A 21,444-nucleotide genomic window follows, 5' to 3' on the forward strand; every position below is an offset into this window, starting at 1 on the left:
AGAGACGGCGAGGGCGTCGGCCGACGGACGAACGACGGCGCCGTCGCTCGCGGTGCGTAATATACACGGAACGCGTTTCGAGAGCTGTCCGAGTTCGCCGGTAGCGGATGCCGCCGGACGAGTTACAGCCGAGTGAGGTTCGTCGCGCGCGGACCCTTGTCCGCCTCCTCGATCTCGAACTCTACCTCCTGTCCCTCCTCGAGGTCCGGGCCGCCGACGTCTTCCATGTGGAAGAACACGTCCTCGTCAGCGTCGTCAGTCTCGATGAATCCGTAGCCGCCGGTGTCGTTGAAGAAGTCGACCTTGCCTGTCGCCATCGCGGATCAACTGTCGCCCGACGAGGTGATAAGTGTTGTGTGCCGCGTTCGTGGGGAGGAAATAGGGTCGAGTTCGGGCGAAACCCTCCGGTAGCTTCGGATTCTAAATTTTCTCTCTTGTCAGGCTTTGGTTTCGAATGGGAAAACGCACTAAGGGAGTATCCCGTAGTAGTACCCAAGATGAGTGCCAGAACGACCCACCTCGACATCACGGGGATGAGCTGCGCCAACTGCTCGGCGGCGGTCGGCGACGCCGTCGAGTCGCTGGACGGCGTCTCGCGGGCGGACGCGAACTACGCGACCGACGAGGCGAGCGTCGAGTACGACCCGGAGGCGACGTCGCTCGCGGCGATCTACGACGCGATCGAGGACGCGGGCTACGGGGCGGTCTCGGAGACGGCGACCGTCGCCATCACCGACATGTCGTGCGCGAACTGCGCGGACGCCAACCGCGACGCCCTCGAGTCCGTGCCCGGCGTCGTCGACGCCGACGTGAACTACGCGACGGACGAGGCGCAGGTCCGATACAACCCCGCCGAGACCTCGCGGGCGGCGCTGTACGACGCCGTCGAGGACGCGGGCTACTCGCCGGTCCGCGAGGACGAGGACTCGAACGGCGAGGGGGAGGACGGCGACTCTGGCGAGAGCGCGCGCGACGCGGCTCGGAACGCGGAGATCAGAAAGCAGCTCCGGCTGACGCTGTTCGGCGCCGCGCTGGCCGCGCCGCTGCTGTTCTTCATGGCCGACAAGCTCCTCCTCGGGGGCGCCGTCGTCCCGGAGCGGGTCCTCGGCGTCGAGATCGGCTGGGTCCAGTTCGCGCTCGCGACGCCGGTCCAGCTGGTGCTCGGGCGGCCGTTCTACAGGAACTCGTACAAGGCGCTCGTCACGAACGGCCGCGCCAACATGGACGTGCTGATCGCGCTGGGGTCGTCGACGGCGTACGTTTACTCCGTCGCCGTCCTCCTCGATCTGGTCGCCGGGAGCGTCTACTTCGACACGGCGGCGCTGATCCTCGTCTTCATCACGCTCGGCAACTACCTCGAAGCCCGCTCGAAGGGACAGGCCGGCGACGCGCTGCGGAAGCTCCTGGAGATGGAGGCCGACACCGCGACCCTCGTCGACGAGGACGGGACCGAGCGCGAGGTCCCGATCGACGAGGTCGCGGTCGGCGACCGGATGAAGGTCCGCCCCGGCGAGCAGATCCCGACCGACGGCGTCGTCGTCGAGGGACAGTCCGCGGTCGACGAGTCGATGGTGACCGGGGAGTCCGTCCCGGTCGAGAAGGGCGAGGGCGACGAGGTCGTCGGCTCGACGATAAACGAGAACGGCCTCCTCGTCGTCGAGGCGACGAAGGTCGGCGCGGACACCGCGCTCCAGCAGATCGTTCAGACGGTGAAGGAGGCGCAGTCCCGCCAGCCCGACATCCAGAACCTCGCGGACCGGATCTCCGCGTACTTCGTGCCCGCGGTCATCGCGAACGCGCTGTTCTGGGGCGTCGTCTGGTTCCTCTTCCCCGAGGCGCTCGCGGGCTTCGTCGACTCGCTCCCGCTGTGGGGGCAGGTCGCGGGCGGACCCGGTTCGACCGGCGGGACCATCTCGGTGTTCGAGTTCGCCGTCGTCGTGTTCGCCTCGTCGGTGCTCATCGCGTGTCCCTGCGCGCTCGGGCTCGCGACCCCGGCCGCGACGATGGTCGGGACCACCATCGGGGCGCGGAACGGCGTCCTGTTCAAGGGCGGCGACGTCCTCGAACGCGCGAAAGACGTCGACACGGTCGTGTTCGACAAGACGGGAACGCTCACGGCGGGCGAGATGGAGCTCACCGACGTGGTCGCGACCGGTGAGGTCCCCGACGGCGGCGCGGTCGCCGAGCGCGGCGACGCGGCGGCGACGGACGACGCGACGGCGACGGCCGAAGACGAGATCCTCCGGCTCGCCGCTAGCGCCGAACGCGGCAGCGAACACCCCCTCGCCCGGGCGATCGTCGACGGTGCCGAGGCGCGCGGCCTCGACCTCGGCGAGCCCGAGTCGTTCGAGAACGTCCCGGGGCACGGAGTCAGAGCCACCGTCGACGGCGACGAGGTACTCGTCGGCAACCGGAAGCTGCTGCGCGACGCCGGGATCGACCCCTCGCCCGCGGCGGACGCGATGGAGCGGCTCGAACGCGAGGGGAAGACGGCGATGCTCGTCGCGCGGGTCCCCGCCGGCGCGGACGACGGGGAGCTCCTCGGCGTCGTCGCCGACGCGGACACGGTGAAACCGAGCGCAAAGGACGCGGTGAGCCAGCTCCGCGAGCGCGGGGTCGACGTGATGATGATCACGGGCGACAACGAGCGCACGGCCCGCGCGGTCGCAGAGCAGGTCGACATCGACCCCGAGAACGTCCGCGCCGGCGTCCTCCCCGAGGACAAGTCCGACGCGGTCGAGGCGATCCAGAGCGACGGCCGTCGGGCGATGATGGTCGGCGACGGCGTCAACGACGCCCCCGCGCTGGCGGTCGCGTACGTCGGCACCGCGATCGGCTCCGGGACCGACGTGGCGATCGAGGCCGCCGACGTGACGCTGATGCGCGACGACCCGCTCGACGTGGTGAAGGCGATCCGCGTCTCCGACGCGACGCTCCGGAAGATCAAACAGAACCTCGTGTGGGCGCTCGGCTACAACACCGCGATGATCCCGCTCGCGTCGCTCGGGCTGCTCCAGCCCGCCCTCGCGGCCGGGGCGATGGCGTTCTCGTCGGTGTCGGTGCTGACGAACAGCCTCGCCTTCCGCCGGTACGATCCCGACGGAGACTACGCGCTCCTCGGGTTCCTGCGGCGCTGAACGCCACCGACAGTCCCTCGTCGGTCTCTCTCGGCTCGCCGTCCCGAAGTCCCAAGACGGCGCGGAGCGTACGCCGGCGCATGTCCACCCTCCTCGTCGTCGGCGGCAGCGGGTTCATCGGACGCGGCGTCTGTCGGTTCGCGGTCCGCGACGGCCACGAGGTCCGCAGCGTCTCGCGGGGCGGCCGCCCGGACCTCGCCGCCGACTGGGTCGACGACGTCTCGTGGACGAGCGCCGACCTCTTCCGGCCGAACGCGTGGCGCGATCGCCTCGACGGCGTCGACGCCGTGGTTCACGCCGTCGGGACCCTCACCGAGGCGCCGACCGACGGCGTGACCTTCGAGCGCGTCAACGGCGACGCGGCCCTCCTCGCGGCGCTGGAGGCGGAGCGGGCCGGCGTCGACGCGTTCGTCTTCCTCTCCGCGGCCGGGAAGCCGCCCGGCGTCCGGAACGCCTTCCTGACGGCCAAGCGACGCGCCGAGACCGGGATCGCCGACCTCGACCTCGACGCCGTCACCCTCCGACCGGGACCGGTGTACGGGGAGGGACAGCCGCACGTTCCCGGCGTGGTCGACCGCCTCCTCCGGTTCGTCGCGAGCGCGCGGCCGATCGCGTCCCGGCTCGGCGAGTCGCGGCCGCTCTCCGTGGACACGGTCGCGCGGGCGACGTACCGCGCCGCGCTGGATCCGGACGAGCGGTTACTCGACGTCGGTGATATTCGCGAACTCGCCGGGTGAACGGCGAGAGTAATCGGGCGCGTTAGCGCGCGCTCTGCTCTTTGGCGATCTCCAGCGAGATGAAGAAGCCGAAGTAGGCGGGGATCCCCGCGAGCATGAACATGTACAGCACCCACTGCGGGGCCGCCGAGAAGGCGACGTTGTACAGCGACGACGCGAGCCCGACCCACACGAGCGCGAACAGCAGGTCCTGTAACATTCCGGTGCCGTTCTCGCTGAGTACGTGCCGGGCGCGGTCGGCGACGCTCGGGTCGGTCAGCTCGTCGTCCGGCGTCTCCGCGGCGTCCGAGTCGGGCATATGGTGAGTGGCTGAGGGGGATACGTCGGTGTTGCGGAATCGCGCGGCGTCGACCGCGCGGCGAGTCGATCCGTCCGTCGGCGAGGAACCGAACCTCGGGGTTCAGTCCTCGTCGAGGTAGTCGACGACGAGGACGGGGACGTGCGTCGAGCGCAGGGTACGCTCCGTGACGCTGCCGAGCAGGGCGCGGCGGACGCCCGCGCGGCCGTGGCTCCCCATCACGATGATGTCGATATCGTGATTCTCGGCGTAGTCGGCGATCACCTTGTGGGGTCGCCCGCCCGCGACGTGTTCGATGATGTCGACATCGCGCTCGGCGCCACGGTCGGCGACGACGCCGGTCGCCGCTTCGGCCTGTTCTTTCAGCTCGTCCATCTCGTCGAACCGACCCTGCTTGATTCGGTCCACCTGTTCGGTCCCGAGGCTGATGTTCACGGAGTCGATGTCGACGACGTACAGCGCGTGGACCTCGGCGTCGTACTTCTCCGCGAGGTCGAGGGCGTGGTCGACCGCTGCCTCCGCGACGTCGCTGCCGTCGGTGGGAACGAGGATGCGGTCGTACATTATCGCTCCTCCTCCGTCGTCTCGTCGTCAACTGCGCGACCACCGTCCGTCGCGACGTCTTCACCGCCGTCGGCGACCACGTCCTCGGCGGTCTGCTGTTGCCCCATCGGTTCGGGGCTGTGACACTGGCGCACCATCCGCTTGGTCTCCAATGGCGGTTCCGGCGTCGCCATCGAGACGACAATCGTGACGAGGAACACGAGCGGCGTTCCGATTAAAGCAGCGCCGATCGGCGGGACGTACTGGGCGTAGATCGGGACGATCGCCTGTCCGGAGCCACCGGCGATGTCGGCGAGGAAGCCCAGGTAGGCGGGCAGGACGCTGTTGATGATCGAAGTGATCCACAGCAGGAGACCGACGGACATCCCGGCCAAGGCCCCCTGGCGGTTGGTGTTCTCCCACCAGAGCCCGAGGAAGAACATCGGGAACAGCACGGTGCCGGCGAGCGAGAACGCGTAGGCGACGAGTTCACCGATGAGCGCCGGCGGGTTGAACGCGGTGACGGTGACCAGGGCGCCGATGCCGATGATGGTCGCCCGCCCGATGAGCACCTGCTGGCGCTGGGTCGCGTCGGGGTTGATGAGCTCCGAGTAAATGTCGTGTGCGACGGCCGAAGAGGCCGTGATGAACAGTCCGGCGGTCGTCGCGATGGCCGCGGCCATCCCGCCGGCGGCGACGAGGCCGACAAACCAGCGCGGCAGGCTCGCGAACTGGGCGGCCAGCACGACGATAACGTCCCCTTCCGCGCCGGACATCGCCTGTTGGCCGCTGTAGACGGCGTCCGGGGAGAGGTTGTTGACCGCGGCGAACAGGTCGACGCCGAAGGCGGCCATCGCCGGCGCGGCCCAGTACAGGAGCATGATGAAGAACAGCCCCGAGACCGTCGACCACCGGGCCGTGCGCTCGTTTTTGACCGTGTAGAACCGGACCAAGACGTGCGGGAGTCCGCAGGTCCCGACGATGAGCGAGAACGCCGTCGCGACCCAGAGGTAGTAGCTGTTCCCGCCGATGAACGGTTCGGAGAACTGCCGGCTGAGTTCGCTGAACAGGGTGCCGTACTCGATCTGCGGAAGCACGGTGGAGTAGCCCTGCGAGAAGCCGACGACGTAGACGCCCGCGAGGAACGCGATGATGAGGATAACGTACTGGACGGCCATGTTCTTCGTCGCGCCCAGCATTCCGGAGAGCGCGAGGTACCCGACCGTTATGGTCATCATCACGACGATCATCGGGACGATGTCGAGCCCGAAGACGTACTGGCCGACGAGCCCCATCCCGCGGGCCTGGCCCACGGAGTAGACGTACGCGATGAGCAGCGTGGTGAACGCGGCCAGCGCGCGTGCCATCGGGGAGTTGAACCGGTCCGCGACGAAGTCCGGCGCAGTGTACTTCCCGAACCGGCGCATTTGCGCCGCGAGGAAGATGAGCAGGACGAAGTACCCGGTGGTCCAGCCGACGATGAACGCCAGCCCGTAGAATCCGGACAGCGCGACTAGCCCCGCGAGGCCGAGATACGAGGCGGCCGACATCCAGTTGGCGCCGATCGCCATCCCGTTCTCGATGTTGCCGATACCCCGGCCGGCGACCCACATGCCCTCGGCGTCCGCCACCTTGAACACGAACCCGATGACGAGGAACGAGGCCATCATCAGGAAGACGATGATCGCCGGGAGGAGCTTGAACGAGATGTCGAGCGCCTCGGCTTGAAGCGGGGCCATCATCCCTGCTGCCCCCCGTCGTCGACGCTCCCGGAGTCCGCGGGCTCCGCGGCGGTGTGTTCGATGCCGTACTTATCGTCCAACTTGTCGCGCTGACGGGCGTAGACGGCCGCCAAGACGAGGGCGCTCGTCGGCGCTCCGAAGGCGACGAGGAAGTAGTGGAGGGGGAACCCGAGCACCGGTACCGTCGTCGTCGTCATCGGCCCCGGAGCGAGCATCGTCAGTGTCACCGGGCCGAAGACGGCGAGCGCCCAGACGATGAATCCGGTCCAGACGATCCTGAGATGGTCCCGCATGTACGCGGTGCTCGGTTTCAGCAGGTTCACCTCTTCGCTGAGGTAGTCGGTGTCCCTGTGCGTCTGTGCGGCTCCGGCAGAGGCGACGCCCCCGTCGGTGGCCGCGTCGTCGGATGCGCGCCCCCCGTCGGTGACCGCGTCGTCCCGTTCGCGTGAGGTATTATCTGTCATGTTTTGGCCTGAGTCGTGAGTTTGTTTATCTGAGTTTTTCGTGATAGTTGCCGTCGCGTCGTCCGTCGTGGTCGTGGCTGAGACGGATCGAAAACGGTGCGCCGAGCGCTACTCGGCGTCGGCCTTCTGTTGGATCTCCTCGACGATCTCGGGGTTCCGAAGCGTGCTCGTGTTCCCGAGCTCCTTGCCGTCGGCGATGTTCTCCAGCAGGCGGCGCATGATCTTCCCGGATCGGGTCTTCGGCAGGTCGGGCGTGAACACGACCTGCTCGGGCCGGGCGATCGGGCCGATGGCGTCTTCGACGCCCGCGACGATCGCGTCGCGGAGCTCGTCGTCGCCCTCGTAGCCGTCCTCGGTCGTCACGTAGGCGTACACCGCCTCGCCCTTGATGTCGTGATTGCCGCCGACGACGGCCGCCTCCGCCACCCCTTCGACCCCGACGATGGCGGACTCGATCTCCATCGTCCCCAGCCGGTGGCCGGAGACGTTGAGCACGTCGTCCACGCGGCCGAGGACGGTAATGTAGCCGTCCTCGTCGATCTTCGCCCCGTCCTCCGGGAAGTACACCCAGTCGTCGGGGTCGTCGCTGTCGGTGTCGGAGTACTCCGCCCAGTACTCCTCGATGTAGCGCTCGTCGTTGTTGTACAGCGTCCGGAGCATGCCGGGCCACAGCTTCTGTACCGTGAGGTACCCCGCCTTCCCGGGCTCGACCTCCTCGCCGAGCGTGTCGAGTATCTGAACGTCGAGCCCCGGCAGCGGCGGTCCCGCGGCGCCGGGTTTCATGTCCTTGACGCCGGGCAGCGTGGTCACCATCATCCCGCCGGTCTCGGTCTGCCACCACGTGTCCACGATCGGGCACTCCTCGTCCCCGATGTGCTGGTAGTACCACTTCCACGCGCGCGGGTTGATCGGCTCGCCGACCGTGCCGAGCAGGCGCAGCGAGGAGAGGTCGTGACGGTCGGGGTACTCCGCGCCCCACTTCATGAACGCGCGGATCGCCGTGGGCGCCGTGTACAGCTGGGTCGCCTCGTACTCCTCGACGATCTCCCAGAGCCGGTCCTGCTCGGGGTGATCGGGCGTCCCCTCGTACATCATCGTCGTCGTGCCGAGCGAGAGCGGCCCGTAGACGATGTAGGAGTGACCGGTGATCCACCCGATGTCGGCAGAGCAGAAGTACGTGTCATCCGGCTTGATGTCGAGGACGGACTGCGAGGTCCACGACACCCACGAGAGGTACCCACCGGTCGTGTGTTTCACGCCCTTCGGCTTCCCGGTGGTTCCCGAGGTGTACATCAGGAACAGCATGTCCTCGGCGTCCCGGGTGACGGGCTCGACCTCGGCGCCCTCGTGGGCCGCGACGAGGTCGCCGTAGTCGAGCTGGTCGCCGCCGAGGTCGTGACCGAAGTCGTCGCCGTTCGGCCCGAGCCGGTCGACGACGACGGTCGTGGTGTCGTGGTCGACGCCCGCGAGCCCCTCGTTCGCCTTGTCGAGGTGGTCGAGCGGGTCGCCGCGGCGGTAGTAGCCGTCGCAGGTGACGAGGTACTCCGACTCCGCGGCGTTCATCCGCGTCGCGAGCGCGTCGGCCGAGAACCCGGCGAACACGACGCTGTGGGGCGCGCCGATGCGAGCGCACGCCAGCATCGCGATCGGCAGCTCCGGGATCATCGGCATGTACATCGTGACCACGTCGTCCTCCTCGACGCCCTGCTCCCGAAGGGCGGCGGCGAACTCGTTCACCTCGCGGTGGAGCTCCTCGTAGGTGTACGAGCGGTCGTCCTCGTCGACGGGCTCGCCGACCCACTCGATGGCGACCTCGTCGCCGCGGTCGTCGAGGTGTCGGTCGAGGCAGTTCGCCGACGCGTTCAGCTCGCCCCCGGTGAACCACTCGTAGAACGGCGGGTCGTCGTCGTCGAGCACCCGGTCGTAGTCGGTTTCCCACTCCAGCAGGTCGGCGGCCGTCTCCCAACACTCCGGCCAGTTCTCCTCGAACTCCTCGTATATCTCCGGGTCGGAGACGTTCGCCTGCTCGACGAACGACTCCGACGGCTCGAACACCTCTTGCTCCGCTAATCTCGCTTCCAGTTGGCCGTCTCCCTCTGTCATGGTACGGTCGTATCCAACCAATATCACCATATAAACGCTGACGCTAAATACGAAAAATCGTGATGGATACCCCGGCGAGGCGCCCTGCTCGACGGCCCCTACTCGTCGGCGCCGACGATCCTCCCGTCCTCGCGGGAGGCCCGATCTCCGTCCTCCTCGAAGACGCCGTCGAGCAGGGCGCGCTGGGCCTTTCGGAGGTGGTTGTGGAACGTCGGGGAGGAGACGTCCATCGCGTCGGCGACCTCCTCGGCCGTGCTGCCGCGCGGCCAGTCGAAGTACCCGCCGTGGTACGCCGCCGACAGCGCGGCCCACTGGCGGTCGGTGAACCGGTCGGCGATCCCGTCCCGCAGCGCCGACTCCGTGCGCGGCGAGCGCGCGACCGACTCCTTGCTCGCCAGCCTGACGCCCGCGAACCGGTCGCGGAGCCCGTCGGCGACGGGCCTGACGTTCGTTCCCTCCGGGAAGTCGGCGACGACGCGGACCCGCCCGTCTGCGGCCGACGCGTCGCGCACCGTCGCCCCGTGGTCGATGAGCGCCCTGACGAGCGACCCGCCCGCGAGGCGCACCGACGCCGAACACCCGTCCTCCCGGGTCTCGATCACGCGGAAGTCGGAGACGCCCCTGACTTCCTCGACGACGGTCGCGAACTCCTGCGGACCGGCCCCGTCGACGGAGAGGTACGCCCGGGAGACCTCGTCGTCGACGTCGACGGTCGAGGCCAGTTCGATCCGGCAGTCCAGCCGCTCGCTCGCCCGGGCGAGGAACGCGCCGTCGTCGGTCGCGCGGAACTCGACCTCGGTGACCGCGTCGGAGTGGAGCAGCTCCCGCCACCGGTCCGCGGTGATCAGCCGACCGAGGCAGCGTCCGAGGACCGCGAGCGAACGCGTCTCCGCGCCGTCGACCGGGTCTGCGGCGGCGACGACGCAGAGCGCGCCGTGGACCGCGCCCTCGTAGGCCGCCGGCACCGCGACCGCGGGCCGGCCGCCGGTCTCCTGTCGGCCGTCGGTCGAGACCGGCGCCTCGTCGGCTATCGCGTCCTGCCACGGGCCCCGCGCGGACACGTCGCGCTCCGCGAGCGTCGCCCGGTCGACGCCCGCGGTCGCGGCGATCTCGACCCGCTCGCCCCCGACCGCCCGACGGGCGAACCACGCCTCTGTCCAGCGGTCCGCCTCGGTCAGCCCGGCGGCGACGGCGGCGACGGGGTCTGACGGCCCGGACTCGGTGAGCGCCTCGAACCCCGGGAGGACGGTCGTCCCGGTCCGCCCGACGGTGGCGTCGGCGTCGGCGCCGGCGTCGACGGCGAGGGCGGCCGCCAGCGCCTCCCCGTCGAGCGGGTCGAGGTACGGGTCGAGCGTGCCGAGCGACTCCCAGCCGCCGGCGTCGCGGACGGCGCGCGGGTCGACATCTCGGTCGACGAGGTGCCGTCTGGCGAACGTCTTCCGGAGGGCGCTCGGCGTGACCCGCTCCTCGGGGGCGGCGTCGGTGCGATTCGCCGCTCGCGCCGCCGTCTCGCGCACGATCATCTGGACCCGGCGGGGCGAGACGTCGACGTACGGGTCGTCCGCGCCGAGCCCCTCGCTCGTCGCGTACCGGTCGAGGTCGGCGGCCAACGAGGCCGGAACGACGGTCTCGCGGTCGATCCGCTCGTCGATGTCGGCCGGCGGCGCCCCGTCTCCGTCCTCACGCTCGCCGTCCTCGGCCGCCGGTACCGCGAGGAGCCGCGCGCCGGCGCCCGACTCCGCCTCGTGGAGGTGTCGCGGGGCGACGCGGGTTACCTCCTCCGTCCGGAGGCCGGCCTCGCCCGCCAGCCTGACGACGAGCGCCGCTCGATACGTCTCCGCGGCGGTGACGAGCGCGTCGTAGGCGTCCGCGTCGAGTCCGTCGACCATTCGTTTCGGGAACCAACAAGAAGCCGAAACAAAACTGTTCCGGAAACGCGGATCTCGGTCCCCTGAGCTACCGCGCCGTGGCGAGATTCCTCCGTTCGGAAACGATGTTCCGGAGAAGTACTTCGCATCTGCTCGCATTCCCGAAATACTTCCGCCCGCACCCTCGCCAACGCGATCCCGCCCCGACATCCCGACACGCCGACGCGGCAAAAGGGGCTGTACGGTCGGTGGCAGCAGACGGAAGCCGACCGGTGCGGAACGTTCGCCGGCGTCGCGGGCGGGTGGCGGCGACCGAAGCTACGGCCGGCTGTTCTCGTCTCTGACGGTCGACTCGATCTCGCCCACGACCTCCGGGTTCCGGAGCGCGCTCACGTCGCCGAACTCCTCGCCGCGGGCGATGTCCTCCAGCAACCGTCGCATGATCTTCCCGGAGCGCGTCTTCGGAAGTTCCGGGGTGAACACGATCCGGTCCGGGCGGGCCACGTCGCCGACCGCCCCCGCCAGCCGGTCGGCGACGGCGTCGCGGAGCCCCTCGTCGGGCTCGACGCCGCTCTTCGTCGTCACGTACGCCACGATGCGGCCGTCGCCGTCGCCGACGACGGCGGCCTCGGTCACGCCGTCGGCGTCGACGATGGCCGCCTCCAGCTCCCCGGTGTTGAACCGCTGGGCGCGGACGTTGATCACGTCGTCGACGCGACCGAGGATCGTGACGTAGCCGTCCTCGTCGACGGTCGCGCCGTCGCCGGTCCGGTAGCGCCAGCCGTCCTCGCCCCTGAGCCAGTACTCCCGGAGGTAGCGCTCGTCGCCCTCCCGGAGCCCGCGCAACATTCCGGGCCACGGCGACGCGAGCGCGAGGTACCCGGACTCGCCGGGATCGACCGGCTCGCCGTCCTCGTCGACGACGCGGGCGTCGATCCCGGGCAGCGGCGGGCCGACCTTCCCCGGTTTCATGGGGGTTATTCCGGGGAGGGTGGCAAGCGCGATGGCCCCGGTCTCAGTCTGCCACCACGTGTCGACGACCGGCGCGTCGCCGCCGCCGACGTGCTCGCGGTACCAGCGCCACGCCTTCGGCGTGATCGACTCGCCGACCGTCCCGAGCAGGCGGATCGACGAGAGGTCGTGCGACTCGGGGTACTCCGCGCCCCACTTCATGAACGACCGGATCGCGGTCGGTGAGGTGTAGAAGACGCTCACCGCGTTGCGCTCGATCAGGTCCCAGACGCGGTCGCGGTCGGGGTAGTCGGGCGATCCCTCGTACAGCACCGTGGTCGTCCCGGTCGCGAGGGGGCCGTACACCCCGTAGGAGTGCCCGGTGATCCAGCCGATGTCGGCGGCGCACCAGTAGGTGTCGTCCGGGCGCACGTCCAAGACCTTCCGCGTCGTCCACGCGACGTGCGCGAGGTAGCCGCCCGTCGCGTGCTCGACCCCCTTCGGCCGGCCGGTCGTGCCCGAGGTGTACATCACGAACAGCAGATCCGTCGCGTCCCGGGCGACCGGCTCGACGGTCTCGCCGTCGTGCGCGTCGACGAGCGCGCCGTATTCGTGTTCGTCGTCGCCGAGCGAGACGGCCAGCTCGTCGCCGAGGCGATCGACGACGACGGCGGCCGACAGCTCGCTCTCGGCGCGGATCCGGGCGTTGTCCGCCTTCGATTTCTGGTTGAACGCGTCCTCGCGGCGGTAGTAGCCGTCGCAGGTGATCAGGTACTCGGAGTCGGCCGCGTCGATCCGGGTCGCGAGCGCCTCCGCGGACAGCCCCGCGAAGACGACGTTGTGCGGCGCGCCGATGCGAGCGCACGCCAGCATCGCGATCGGTAGCTCCGGGACCATCGGCAGGTACAGCGTGACCACGTCGTCCTCCTCGACGCCGAGGTCGCGGAGCCCGGCCGCGACCGCGTTCACCTCGCGGTGGAGGTCGAGGTAGGTGTACGACCGGCGCTCGCCGCGCTTGCCGAACCACCGGATCGCGAGCTGGTTCCGGCGGTCGTCGAGGTGGCGGTCGACGCAGTTCGCCGCGGCGTTGAGCCGCCCGTCCGGGAACCACTCGTAGAACGGCGGCTCGGAGTCGTCGAGGACCGTCTCGTACTCGCGGTCCCACGTCAGGAGGTCGGCCGCCGCGCGCCACGCGTCAGGCCCCTCCCGCTCGAACCGCTCGTACACACCCGGGTCATCGGCGGCGGCTCGCTCCAAGAAGTCGGCCGGCGGCGGGACGACGTCCTCGTCGCCGTCTGTCAGCCGCCCCCCGCCACCGGAGTCGTCCATACCACGTGATGGCCCGCGGAGGAACGTATACTTTGTCCGACCGCTCGCCGGGCGAAACGGTCCGGGCAGGACGGTCCGGCCGGAGCGGTCTGCGCGGGGCCGGGCGGCGGTCGGACGGTCTTCGGCGAGCGCCCGACCCGCGGCGGTCAGGCCGACTCTTCGGCGGGCGCCGCCGCCATCTCGGCAGCCTTCGCCCGGGCGCGGGCGACTATCGAGGGCTTCGCCTCGAAGTCGACGGTCACCTGGTCGCCCGCGTACGTCTCCTCGGCGACGTACCCGTGGTCGTGGACCCACGAGACGAGGCTCATCGCCTCGTCGGAGACCGGGAGGACGAGCCGCTCGCGCTCCCAGTCGGGAAGTTCGTCCTCGACCCGGTCGCGGAGTTCGGCGACCCCGGCGCCCGTCTTCGCCGAGACGGCGATCGGGTCGGGCGCGACGCCGGAGAGCGCGGCGCGCTTGTCGGCGAGCGCTCCCGGCTCCAGCCGGTCGATCTTGTTGAACACGGTGACGACCGGGGCCTCGTTGCGCTCGTAGAGGGTGTCGTGGCTCGTGACGAGCTTCTCGCGCATGGCCTCGACCGGCTCGCTCGCGTCGACGACGAGGAGGACGAGGTCGGCGCGGTACACCGAGTCGAGCGTCGACTCGAACGACTCCACGAGCCAGTGGGGGAGGTCCGCGATGAACCCCACCGTGTCCGTCAGCAGCACGTCGCGCTTCTCCATCTCGGCCCGGCGCGTCGTGGTCCCGAGCGTCGTGAACAGCATGTCCTGCGACTCCGCGGTGGTGTCGAGGTCGCGGTGACGCTCGGCGTTCTCGTCGACCGCCAGCTCGTCCGCGAGCCGGCGCATCAGCGTCGACTTCCCGGCGTTGGTGTACCCCGCGAGCGCGACGAGGTCGAAGCCGGAGTCGCGGCGCTGCTCGCGGCGCGCCTCCTCCTTCTCCGCGATCGACGCCAGCTCGTCGCGGATCTCGGATATCTGTCGTTTGATGTCGCGCTCGACGCTCTCGTCGTACTCGCCGAGCCCCATGAACCCGGGGCGCTCGTCGCGCTTCGCGAGGCTCGCCTTCGCCTCCGCCCGGGGGAGCTCGTAGCGAAGCTCCGCGAGCTCGACCTGGAGCTGCGCCTTCCGCGTGTTCGCGCGCTGGCCGAATATCTCGAGGATGAGCGTGAATCGGTCGACCACCTCGACGCCTTCGGGGAGCTTCCCGCCGACGTTGAACGTCTGGTACGGCCCCACGTCGTTGTCGATGATCACCGCGTCAGCGTCGGCGCGCCGGACGAGGTCTCGCAGCTCCGCAACCTTCCCCTCGCCGAACATGAACGCGGCGTCCTCGGTCCGGGTCTGGGTGAGTTCGCCGACCACGTCGTAGCCCGCCGCCGCCGCTAACTGACGGATCTCGGAGAGGTCGGCCGCACCGGAGTCGACGCGTTTGGCGACGACCGCTCGGCGTCCGTCGGTTCCTGAGTCGGCGTCGGCCGCCCCCGCTCCGGCGCCGTCGCTCATCGGAGGAGGTCCCGGACCGCGTACGCGGCGTGGTGTGCTGCCTGCACTGTCTCGCGCTCGCCTATGCTCTCGACGTATTTAAACTCGGGCTGGAAGCTGAGTCCGACGCGGTCGGCCGGCTCCTCGTAGAACTCGCCGCCCTCGGCGACGATCGGACCGTCGGGCGGCGCGGGGAGGTCGCCCACCGCGTCGGCGGCGAGCGCGACGGTCGCCTCCAGCGTCGGCCCCTCGCGCGCGGCGGCGAACCCCATCCCTTCCACGGAGCGGATCCGGGAGGAGTCGATCCGCGCGTGGACCGCGGCCGCGACCATCAGGTACTCGCCGTCCTCCTCGTGACGGCCGCTGATGTCCACGCCGACGACCTCAGGGGCGGGAACCGTCCACCACCGTTCGACCGGCGCGCGCGTTCGCGTCGACTGCTCGTGCGTCCATGCGAGGCCGTACGTGGGCCGTCGAATTGAACGTTTTCGTGGGTCGCCGCGCAGAGCGGCCCGGCGGCCCGAACGGCACGGTCAGTTCCGGAGGCTGTCGACGACGTCCGCGACGCGGTCGACCGCCTCGTCGACGTCGCCCTCGTCGACGTCGAGGTGAGTCGTGAACCGCGTCGTGTAGTCGTCGAACTCGACGCAGCCGACGCCGGCGTCCTTACAGGCCGCGTAGAGCGACTCGGCCGGGATGCCGGCCGCTTCGGTGTCCGCAACGACGATATTCGTGTCCGGCGCGGGCGCGTCGACGCCGTCGAGCGCGTCGAGGCCGGCCGCGAGCCGCTCCGCGTTTGCGTGGTCCTCCGCGAGGCGGTCGACGTTCTCCAGCGCGCGGAGCGCCGGCGCGGCGATCATCCCGGCCTGGCGCATCCCGCCGCCGAACAGCTTGCGGACCCGGCGGGCGTCCTCGATAAACGCCTCGTCGCCGGCGAGGATCGAGCCGACCGGGGCGCCGAGCCCCTTCGAGAGACAGAACGTGACGCTGTCGGCGTGGGCGACGATCTCGCTCGCGTCGACGCCGAGCGCGACCGCGGCGTTGAAGACACGCGCGCCGTCGAGGTGGACCGGCACGTCGGCCTCGCGGGCGGCCTCGGCCGCGGCCGCGATCCGGTCGACCGGGACCGCGATCCCGCCGCGGTAGTTGTGGGTGTTCTCCACGGTGAGGAGACCGGTCCCGGGGCGGTGGAGGTCCTCGTCGACGAGCCCCTCGCGGACCGCCTCGGGGGTCGGGACGCACCGCTCGCCGGCGTCTATCGTCCGCGTCTGGACGCCGGAGAGCTTCGCCGCCCCCGCCAGCTCCCAGCGGTAGATGTGCGACTCGCGCTCCAAGAGGAGCTCTTGGCCCGGCTCCGTGTGCGCGTGGACCGCGATCTGGTTGGCCATCGTCCCAGAGGGGACGTACAGCGCGGCCTCGGTGCCGACCGCGTCGGCGGCTTGGCGCTCTAACTCGTTGACCGTCGGGTCGTCGCGGTACACGTCGTCGCCGACCTCGGCGGTCGCGGCCGCGTCGCGCATCTCCTCGGAGGGCGTCGTGACGGTGTCGGACCGCAGGTCGATGAACTCGTCGTCGGACATCTGTTGTAGGCCCTACCGCGGCGCCGGGCATATATCCCGCGCTCGGCGAGCGAGCGGCGCAGCGAACGCGGGACGGGAGATCCGCGCTCGGCGCGGTCGGTTCCGCGTTCGGTCCCTTCTTATTGACTGGGATCGATCCGTGACGTATGGCAACGGAAGCCGCGACAGACGACGCAGCCGACGCACCGGACGCCTACGGCGCGCTCCTCGACCGCGTCCAGCGGTGGAACGCGGTCGGGAGCGCCTCCGGCGTCCTCGGCTGGGACCAGCAGGTGATGATGCCCGAGGGCGGCACGCCCGCGCGGTCGAAGCAGCTCTCGGCGCTCTCCTCGGTCCACCACGACATGGTCACCGCCGACGAGACGGGCGAACTGCTCGACGAACTCGACGACGCCGACCTCACGGACGAGCAGGCCGCGGTCGTCCGGGAGGTCCGCCGCGAGTACGAGCGCGCCGACGCCGTCCCGGTCGAACTCGTCGAGGAGATCTCCGAGACGGGCTCCGAGGCGCTTCAGGCGTGGGAGGAGGCGAAGGCCGAGAACGACTTCGAGACCTTCGCGCCGTACCTGGAGAAACACGTCGAGCTGAAGCGGGAGTACGCGGAGCACATCGACCCCGACCGAGACCCCTACGAGGTCCTCTTCGAGGAGTTCGAGCCGTGCCTCTCGATGGAGCGCGCGGAGTCGATCCTCACCGAGCTCCGCGAGGCGCTCGTCCCGATGATCGAGGAGATCCGCGCGTCCGATGTCGACCTCGCCGTCGACACCTTCGAGGGGACCTTCCCCGAGGACGAGCAGGAGTCGCTCTCGCGAGAGGCGCTCGAGCTCGTCGGCTACGACTTCGACCGCGGCCGTCTCGACGTCTCCTCGCACCCGTTCACGTCCGGGAACCAGTTCGACTGCCGGGTGACGACCCGGTTCGACGAGACCGACCCGCTCGGCGCGGTCGGCTCGACGATCCACGAGTTCGGCCACGCGCAGTACAACCTCGGGCTCCCGCAGGAGCACTTCGGCACGCCGCTGGGCACGTCGCGCGACCTCTCGGTCCACGAGTCGCAGTCGCGACTCTGGGAGAACCACGTCGGCCGGAGCGAGGCGTTCTGGCAGGAGTTCCTTCCCGTCTTTCAGGAGCACTTCCCGCAGACCGAGGACGCGACGGTCCGCGACGCCTACGAGGCGTTCAACCAGGTGTACGAGGACAATCTCATCCGCGTCGAGGCCGACGAGCTCACCTACCACCTCCACATCGTCGTCCGGTTCGAGATCGAGCGCGACCTGATCCGCGGCGACCTCGACGTCGAGGACGTGCCCGAGGTCTGGAACGACAAGTACGAGGAGTACCTCGGTATCCGTCCCGAGAACGACGCGGAGGGGTGTCTCCAGGACATCCACTGGAGCCACGGCAACTTCGGCTACTTCCCGACCTACTCGCTCGGTTCCGTGATGGCCGCGCAGCTGTTCGAGGCCGCCGAGGCCGAGATCGACGACCTCGACGCGAAGATCGCCGAGGGCGAGTTCGGCGACCTCCGCGACTGGCTCGGCGAGAACGTCCACCGGCACGGCGCCCGCTACGAGACGAACGAACTGGTGGTGCGCGCGACCGGCGAGGACTTCTCCGCCGACGCCTTCCTCGACTACGTCGACGAGAAGTACGGCGAGCTGTACGGGATCTGAGGCGCCGTCGAGCGCTCCGAACCCGCTTTTCTACCACCGTCGACGGTCCTCGGCGGGACGCGCTCGTGCGTCAGAACGACCGGTCCGTCGCGGCGGCGTCCGCGTCGAACGCGCCGACGGTCTCCACTGCGGCCGCCCCCGCGGCGTTGCCGACCGTCGCCAGCCGGCGGAGGTCCGACGCGCCGCCGTGCCGCGCGGCGAGGACCGCGCCCGCGAACGCGTCGCCGGCGCCGGCCGGTGTGGCAACCGTCGCCGAGGGGGGAGCGACGGTCAGGCGCTCCGTGACGGCCCCGTCGTCGATCCGCATCGCCCGCGTCGCGTCGCCGCCGTCGGTGACGAACGCCGTCGCGGAGTGGTCCGCCGGGAGCAGTTCGAGCAGGCCCGCCGGCGTCGGCTCGACGCCGGCCACCGCGAGGTCGTCCGTCCCGGCGAACAGCAGGTCGCAGCGCGGGAGGACCTCTCGCAGCGCGTCTCGGTACTCTTCCGGGCCCGACCACTGGTTCGGACGCCCGTTGAGGTCGAACGCGACGCGGGTGCCGCGCTCCGCGGCCGCCGCGGCGAGGCGGCGGACCGTCGCCCCGTTCACCGCGGCCGGCAGCGTGACTCCCTCCAGCAGGATCCACTCGTACGAGGCCGCGAACGACGCCGGATCCTCTGGTGGTGTGAACCCGTAACAGCTTCCGGCCACCCACGCGTTCCATTCCTCGTCGCCCGCCGCCCCGGTGTACAGCGTCAGCGGTGACGGCGCGTCGACCCGCGCGAGGCGTTCCGTGCCGACCGGGCCGTTCGCGAGGTCCCCGGCGGCGGCCGCCCCGAGCACGTCGGTCCCGACGTTCGTGACGAGGTCGACCTCGCAGCCGGCCGCAGCGGCCCATCGGGCGGCGTTCGTCGCCGTGCCGCCGACGTGCCACTCGAAGCCGCTCCCGGGCGCGATCGGTCCGCCGTCCGTGGGGTAGAGGTCGACCGTCGTGTCGCCGACGACCGCCACTCCTCGGTCGCTGTCACTCACTGTCGCACCGTGTTCGCTACGCTGTAGCGGTACCCGCATGAATCTATCCACTCGATTCCCCCTCAGCCGCGCCCGCGATCCGGCCACCCGTGGCCGAGACCGAGCGTGCGTCCGGCTGTGGGATATTTCCGGCCGGAGGGCGTCCCCGATCCATATGTCGCAGCCGCAGCCCGAGATCGACCTCAAGCCGGACCTGACCGACGACGTCGCCCTCGTCACGGGCGCGAACCGCGGTATCGGAGCCGAGATCGCCGCGGGTCTCGCGGAACTGGGAGCGACCGTGTACGCCGGGGCCAGAGACCCGAACGACGTCACCGCGGCGGACCAGCGCGCCGTCGAACTGGACGTGACCGACGACGGGCAGATCCGGGCGGCGGTCGACCGGATCGAACGAGAGCGGGGGTCGTTGGACGTTCTGGTGAACAACGCCGGGATCTTCTCCCGGTCGGGACCGCTTCACGAGATGGACGAGGCCGACTTCGACCGGACGATGGCCGTGAACCTCCGCGGCCCGGTCCTGCTGACGAAGCGGGCGCTGCCGCTGCTTCTGGACGGCCCCGGCGGGCGCGTGGTCTCCATGTCGTCGGGCCTCGGACGCTTCACGGAGGGACGAATGGAGGGCGAGTATCCGCCGTACCGGCTGTCGAAGGTCGGTCTCGGAGGGTTGACGGCCTACCTCGACGGGGAGTACGGCGATCGGGGACTCATCGCCAACGCCGCCTCCCCCGGGTGGGTTCGGACTGACATGGGCGGGGACGGTGCGCCCCGCTCGCCGTCGAAAGGGGCCGAGACCCCGGTGTGGCTCGCCAGGTTCGCACCGGGGGCCCGGGGGGACTGCTCTGGAAGGACCGCGAGCGGGTCCCTTGGTGAGGGCGACGCGGACGCCCCGAGGGGCCGTCCCCGCACTCGCTCCGCGCTTATCCCAGCCGGAACCCGGTCATCAGGACGATGAGCACGAGCATCATCGCCCCCTCGAACAGTCCGACGACGAGGTTCTTCTTCTCGATCGATTCGAGCCGCGAGGCGTCCGGATCCGGCGACAGCGTCTCGTAGTAGGCGCTGAGCTGGAGCCGGTGCGGCACGGCGATCCCGAACGCGAACAGCCCCCAGCCGAGCGCGAGCGCGGCCCCCGACCACGCGCCGCCGAAGCCGTAGCCGAGGCCGAGGTCGGGCGTCAACAGCACCGTTCCGGACAGCACCGTCGTCAGCGAGAAGCCGACGAGGAAGAAGACCGCCTTCGGCACCAGCGTCGTCGTGACCGCGGCCGACGCCTCCTCGCCGAGACCACCGAGCGTCGGACCGATGATCGCCGGGAAGATCAGCGCGAACCCGAACCAGACCGCCCCGGCCGCGACGTGCGTGTAGAAGAGCAGTTCGGTGCTCCCGAGCGCGAGGCTCGCCCCGAGGAACGCCAGCGGGACGAGGAGGCTCCCGGCCGCGAACGCCGGATTCGCGGCCCGGGCGAGGTGTTGGACTCGATCGACGAACCCCTGTTCGACGATGCGGCGATCGGTCTCGTTAGCGACTGCCATGCCGTCTGATAACAATCAACTCTAAAATGCGTTCTGGTCGACACGAACGCGGCCGGTTTCCGCCGCGGCGGTCACTTCTCGATGATGCTCTCCTCGACGGCCTCGCCGAAGTGGCGCGCGACGTCCTCGTAGTAGACGAGCGCCTCGTCGCCCGGCTCGACCTCGGTGACGGCCTTGCGGCCCTCGCCCGTCGCGATCTTCACGGTCTCGGCGTTCTGGATGAGCGTCTCGATCCGGTCGGTCCCGTCCTCCGTCTCGATCTCCGCTTGGATCCGGAACATCGGGCGCTTCTCGATCTTTACCCGGCCCACGACCGCCTCGCGGGTGTGGCCGTCCGTGTCGACGACCTGGACCTCGTCGCCGCTCGACAGTTCGGCGAGGTAGTTGGTGCCGCCCTCCGAGTTGCGGACGTAGGCGTGGACCGCCCCCGCGTTCACGCGGAACGGCCGCGAGGCGACGTACGGCGACTCCGCCGTCTCGGCGTGGACGAAGAAGAGCCCGCGAGACATCGAGCCGACGAGCATCCCCTCGCTGTCGTCCATCAGCGACCCCGTGTCGATACAGACCCGGTCGGCCCTCCCGGTCTGTTCGATCTCGGTCACCTCGGCGTAGCGGAGATCGAGCGTCTCGCGGTCCGCGGCGTCGCGGGCCTGGACCGCGCCGCGGATCTCGTCGGGTGAGTCGGCGTCGAGGAGGACGCCGTCGGCGCCGATCTCCAGCGTCTCGAAGGCGGTCCGGGCCTCCGCGGCCGTCGTCGCGCCGGCGACGAGGTGGGTCTCCTCGCCGACGCGGGCGATCAGGTTCTCCAGCGGGATGATCGACCAGTCCTCGCCCACGATCACGGTGAACTCGGCGTCGTCGGCGGCGGCCTCGGCGAACGCCTCGTACCCTGTGCCGAGGATGCGGACGTATGCGCCCTGCGCGCGGTCGTCGCGGCGGCGCAGCGTGGTCAGGTCGGCCGACCCGGAGAGGTCCTCCGGCATGTCGATCGTCC

General features: G+C 70.2%; 17 protein-coding genes and 1 pseudogene. 4 read left to right on the forward strand and 14 right to left on the reverse strand.

Annotated features, from left to right (window positions below; genetic code table 11):
• Positions 1-122: 122 nt before the first annotated feature.
• The gene (locus EXE47_RS08300; RefSeq protein ID WP_004045866.1) at positions 123-317 is read right to left on the reverse strand and encodes a cold-shock protein; all 195 of its coding nucleotides are present in this window, start codon (positions 315-317) and stop codon (positions 123-125) included.
• Between the two features lie 180 nt (positions 318-497).
• Between EXE47_RS08300 and EXE47_RS08305 the strand changes: the two genes are divergently transcribed.
• Both EXE47_RS08305 and EXE47_RS08310 read left to right on the forward strand, forming a co-directional pair.
• Positions 498-3,137 (forward strand): heavy metal translocating P-type ATPase, encoded by a 2,640-nt coding sequence (locus EXE47_RS08305; protein WP_089307664.1) that lies wholly within the window; start codon positions 498-500, stop codon positions 3,135-3,137.
• 80 nt (positions 3,138-3,217) lie between these two features.
• Positions 3,218-3,874 carry an NAD(P)-dependent oxidoreductase gene (locus EXE47_RS08310; RefSeq protein ID WP_089307663.1) on the forward strand — a complete coding sequence of 219 codons (657 nt, stop codon included), beginning with the start codon at positions 3,218-3,220 and terminating at the stop codon, positions 3,872-3,874.
• A 22-nt stretch (positions 3,875-3,896) separates the two neighbouring features.
• Here EXE47_RS08310 and EXE47_RS08315 read toward each other — a convergent pair whose 3' ends face one another.
• The 10 genes from EXE47_RS08315 to EXE47_RS08360 all read right to left on the reverse strand — a co-directional run bounded on the left by EXE47_RS08315 (position 3,897) and on the right by EXE47_RS08360 (position 16,236).
• On the reverse strand, positions 3,897-4,172 hold the full coding sequence (locus EXE47_RS08315; protein ID WP_089307662.1) for a hypothetical protein: 276 nt from the start codon (positions 4,170-4,172) through the stop codon (positions 3,897-3,899).
• Between the two features lie 102 nt (positions 4,173-4,274).
• Complete coding sequence (locus EXE47_RS08320) at positions 4,275-4,736, reverse strand: universal stress protein (RefSeq protein WP_089307661.1); 462 nt, start codon at positions 4,734-4,736, stop codon at positions 4,275-4,277.
• The gene (locus EXE47_RS08325) at positions 4,736-6,457 is read right to left on the reverse strand and encodes a cation acetate symporter (protein WP_049929581.1); all 1,722 of its coding nucleotides are present in this window, start codon (positions 6,455-6,457) and stop codon (positions 4,736-4,738) included. Before EXE47_RS08325 ends, EXE47_RS08320 begins: the two co-directional genes overlap by 1 nt.
• Entirely contained in the window at positions 6,454-6,921 is a 468-nt protein-coding gene (locus tag EXE47_RS08330) for a DUF4212 domain-containing protein (protein WP_089307660.1), read from the reverse strand. The genes EXE47_RS08325 and EXE47_RS08330 overlap by 4 nt, the downstream gene beginning before the upstream one ends.
• Before the next feature lie 108 nt (positions 6,922-7,029).
• Positions 7,030-9,024 carry an acetate--CoA ligase gene (gene acs / locus EXE47_RS08335; RefSeq protein ID WP_137708106.1) on the reverse strand — a complete coding sequence of 665 codons (1,995 nt, stop codon included), beginning with the start codon at positions 9,022-9,024 and terminating at the stop codon, positions 7,030-7,032.
• A gap of 98 nt (positions 9,025-9,122) precedes the next feature.
• The gene (locus EXE47_RS08340; RefSeq protein ID WP_089307658.1) at positions 9,123-10,913 is read right to left on the reverse strand and encodes a bacterio-opsin activator domain-containing protein; all 1,791 of its coding nucleotides are present in this window, start codon (positions 10,911-10,913) and stop codon (positions 9,123-9,125) included.
• A 297-nt stretch (positions 10,914-11,210) separates the two neighbouring features.
• The gene (gene acs, locus EXE47_RS08345; RefSeq protein ID WP_089307657.1) at positions 11,211-13,172 is read right to left on the reverse strand and encodes an acetate--CoA ligase; all 1,962 of its coding nucleotides are present in this window, start codon (positions 13,170-13,172) and stop codon (positions 11,211-11,213) included.
• 146 nt (positions 13,173-13,318) lie between these two features.
• A complete protein-coding gene (hflX, locus tag EXE47_RS08350) occupies positions 13,319-14,677 on the reverse strand; it encodes a GTPase HflX (protein WP_089307656.1) in 1,359 nt (452 codons plus the stop codon).
• A complete protein-coding gene (locus tag EXE47_RS08355) occupies positions 14,674-15,030 on the reverse strand; it encodes a DUF2209 family protein (RefSeq protein WP_086215790.1) in 357 nt (118 codons plus the stop codon). Before EXE47_RS08355 ends, hflX begins: the two co-directional genes overlap by 4 nt.
• A gap of 159 nt (positions 15,031-15,189) precedes the next feature.
• On the reverse strand, positions 15,190-16,236 hold the full coding sequence (locus EXE47_RS08360; protein ID WP_089307655.1) for a low specificity L-threonine aldolase: 1,047 nt from the start codon (positions 16,234-16,236) through the stop codon (positions 15,190-15,192).
• Positions 16,237-16,382: 146 nt separating this feature from the next.
• Between EXE47_RS08360 and EXE47_RS08365 the strand changes: the two genes are divergently transcribed.
• Complete coding sequence (locus EXE47_RS08365) at positions 16,383-17,909, forward strand: carboxypeptidase M32 (protein ID WP_086215788.1); 1,527 nt, start codon at positions 16,383-16,385, stop codon at positions 17,907-17,909.
• A gap of 70 nt (positions 17,910-17,979) precedes the next feature.
• On the opposite strand, the gene EXE47_RS08370 is transcribed toward EXE47_RS08365, so the two are convergent.
• On the reverse strand, positions 17,980-18,918 hold the full coding sequence (locus tag EXE47_RS08370; RefSeq protein ID WP_089307654.1) for a carbohydrate kinase family protein: 939 nt from the start codon (positions 18,916-18,918) through the stop codon (positions 17,980-17,982).
• Positions 18,919-19,072: 154 nt separating this feature from the next.
• Between EXE47_RS08370 and EXE47_RS08375 the strand changes: the two are divergent.
• A pseudogene (locus tag EXE47_RS08375) lies at positions 19,073-19,788 on the forward strand (SDR family NAD(P)-dependent oxidoreductase).
• 47 nt (positions 19,789-19,835) lie between these two features.
• On the opposite strand, the gene EXE47_RS08380 reads toward EXE47_RS08375, so the two are convergent.
• Both EXE47_RS08380 and EXE47_RS08385 read right to left on the reverse strand, forming a co-directional pair.
• Positions 19,836-20,450 carry a hypothetical protein gene (locus EXE47_RS08380; protein ID WP_049929571.1) on the reverse strand — a complete coding sequence of 205 codons (615 nt, stop codon included), beginning with the start codon at positions 20,448-20,450 and terminating at the stop codon, positions 19,836-19,838.
• Positions 20,451-20,521: 71 nt separating this feature from the next.
• Positions 20,522-21,444, reverse strand: a 923-nt coding sequence (locus EXE47_RS08385) for a 3-dehydroquinate synthase II (protein WP_137708107.1), incomplete at its 5' end; no start/stop codon positions are given.

Source organism: Halorubrum sp. GN12_10-3_MGM (assembly GCF_005435235.1).
GTDB classification, from domain to species: Archaea; Halobacteriota; Halobacteria; order Halobacteriales; family Haloferacaceae; genus Halorubrum; species Halorubrum ezzemoulense.

What these genes read in the sequence shown, in the direction of transcription:
- EXE47_RS08305 (WP_089307664.1), top strand. Translation starts at nt 498, where the DNA reads ATGAGTGCCAGAACGACCCACCTCGACATCACGGGGATGAGCTGCGCC.
- EXE47_RS08315 (WP_089307662.1), bottom strand. Translation starts at nt 4,172, where the DNA reads ATGCCCGACTCGGACGCCGCGGAGACGCCGGACGACGAGCTGACCGAC.
- acs (WP_089307657.1), bottom strand. Translation starts at nt 13,172, where the DNA reads ATGGACGACTCCGGTGGCGGGGGGCGGCTGACAGACGGCGACGAGGAC.
- EXE47_RS08300 (WP_004045866.1), bottom strand. Translation starts at nt 317, where the DNA reads ATGGCGACAGGCAAGGTCGACTTCTTCAACGACACCGGCGGCTACGGA.
- EXE47_RS08340 (WP_089307658.1), bottom strand. Translation starts at nt 10,913, where the DNA reads ATGGTCGACGGACTCGACGCGGACGCCTACGACGCGCTCGTCACCGCC.
- EXE47_RS08365 (WP_086215788.1), top strand. Translation starts at nt 16,383, where the DNA reads ATGGCAACGGAAGCCGCGACAGACGACGCAGCCGACGCACCGGACGCC.
- acs (WP_137708106.1), bottom strand. Translation starts at nt 9,024, where the DNA reads ATGACAGAGGGAGACGGCCAACTGGAAGCGAGATTAGCGGAGCAAGAG.
- EXE47_RS08325 (WP_049929581.1), bottom strand. Translation starts at nt 6,457, where the DNA reads ATGATGGCCCCGCTTCAAGCCGAGGCGCTCGACATCTCGTTCAAGCTC.
- EXE47_RS08360 (WP_089307655.1), bottom strand. Translation starts at nt 16,236, where the DNA reads ATGTCCGACGACGAGTTCATCGACCTGCGGTCCGACACCGTCACGACG.
- EXE47_RS08380 (WP_049929571.1), bottom strand. Translation starts at nt 20,450, where the DNA reads ATGGCAGTCGCTAACGAGACCGATCGCCGCATCGTCGAACAGGGGTTC.
- EXE47_RS08320 (WP_089307661.1), bottom strand. Translation starts at nt 4,736, where the DNA reads ATGTACGACCGCATCCTCGTTCCCACCGACGGCAGCGACGTCGCGGAG.
- EXE47_RS08310 (WP_089307663.1), top strand. Translation starts at nt 3,218, where the DNA reads ATGTCCACCCTCCTCGTCGTCGGCGGCAGCGGGTTCATCGGACGCGGC.
- EXE47_RS08330 (WP_089307660.1), bottom strand. Translation starts at nt 6,921, where the DNA reads ATGACAGATAATACCTCACGCGAACGGGACGACGCGGTCACCGACGGG.
- hflX (WP_089307656.1), bottom strand. Translation starts at nt 14,677, where the DNA reads ATGAGCGACGGCGCCGGAGCGGGGGCGGCCGACGCCGACTCAGGAACC.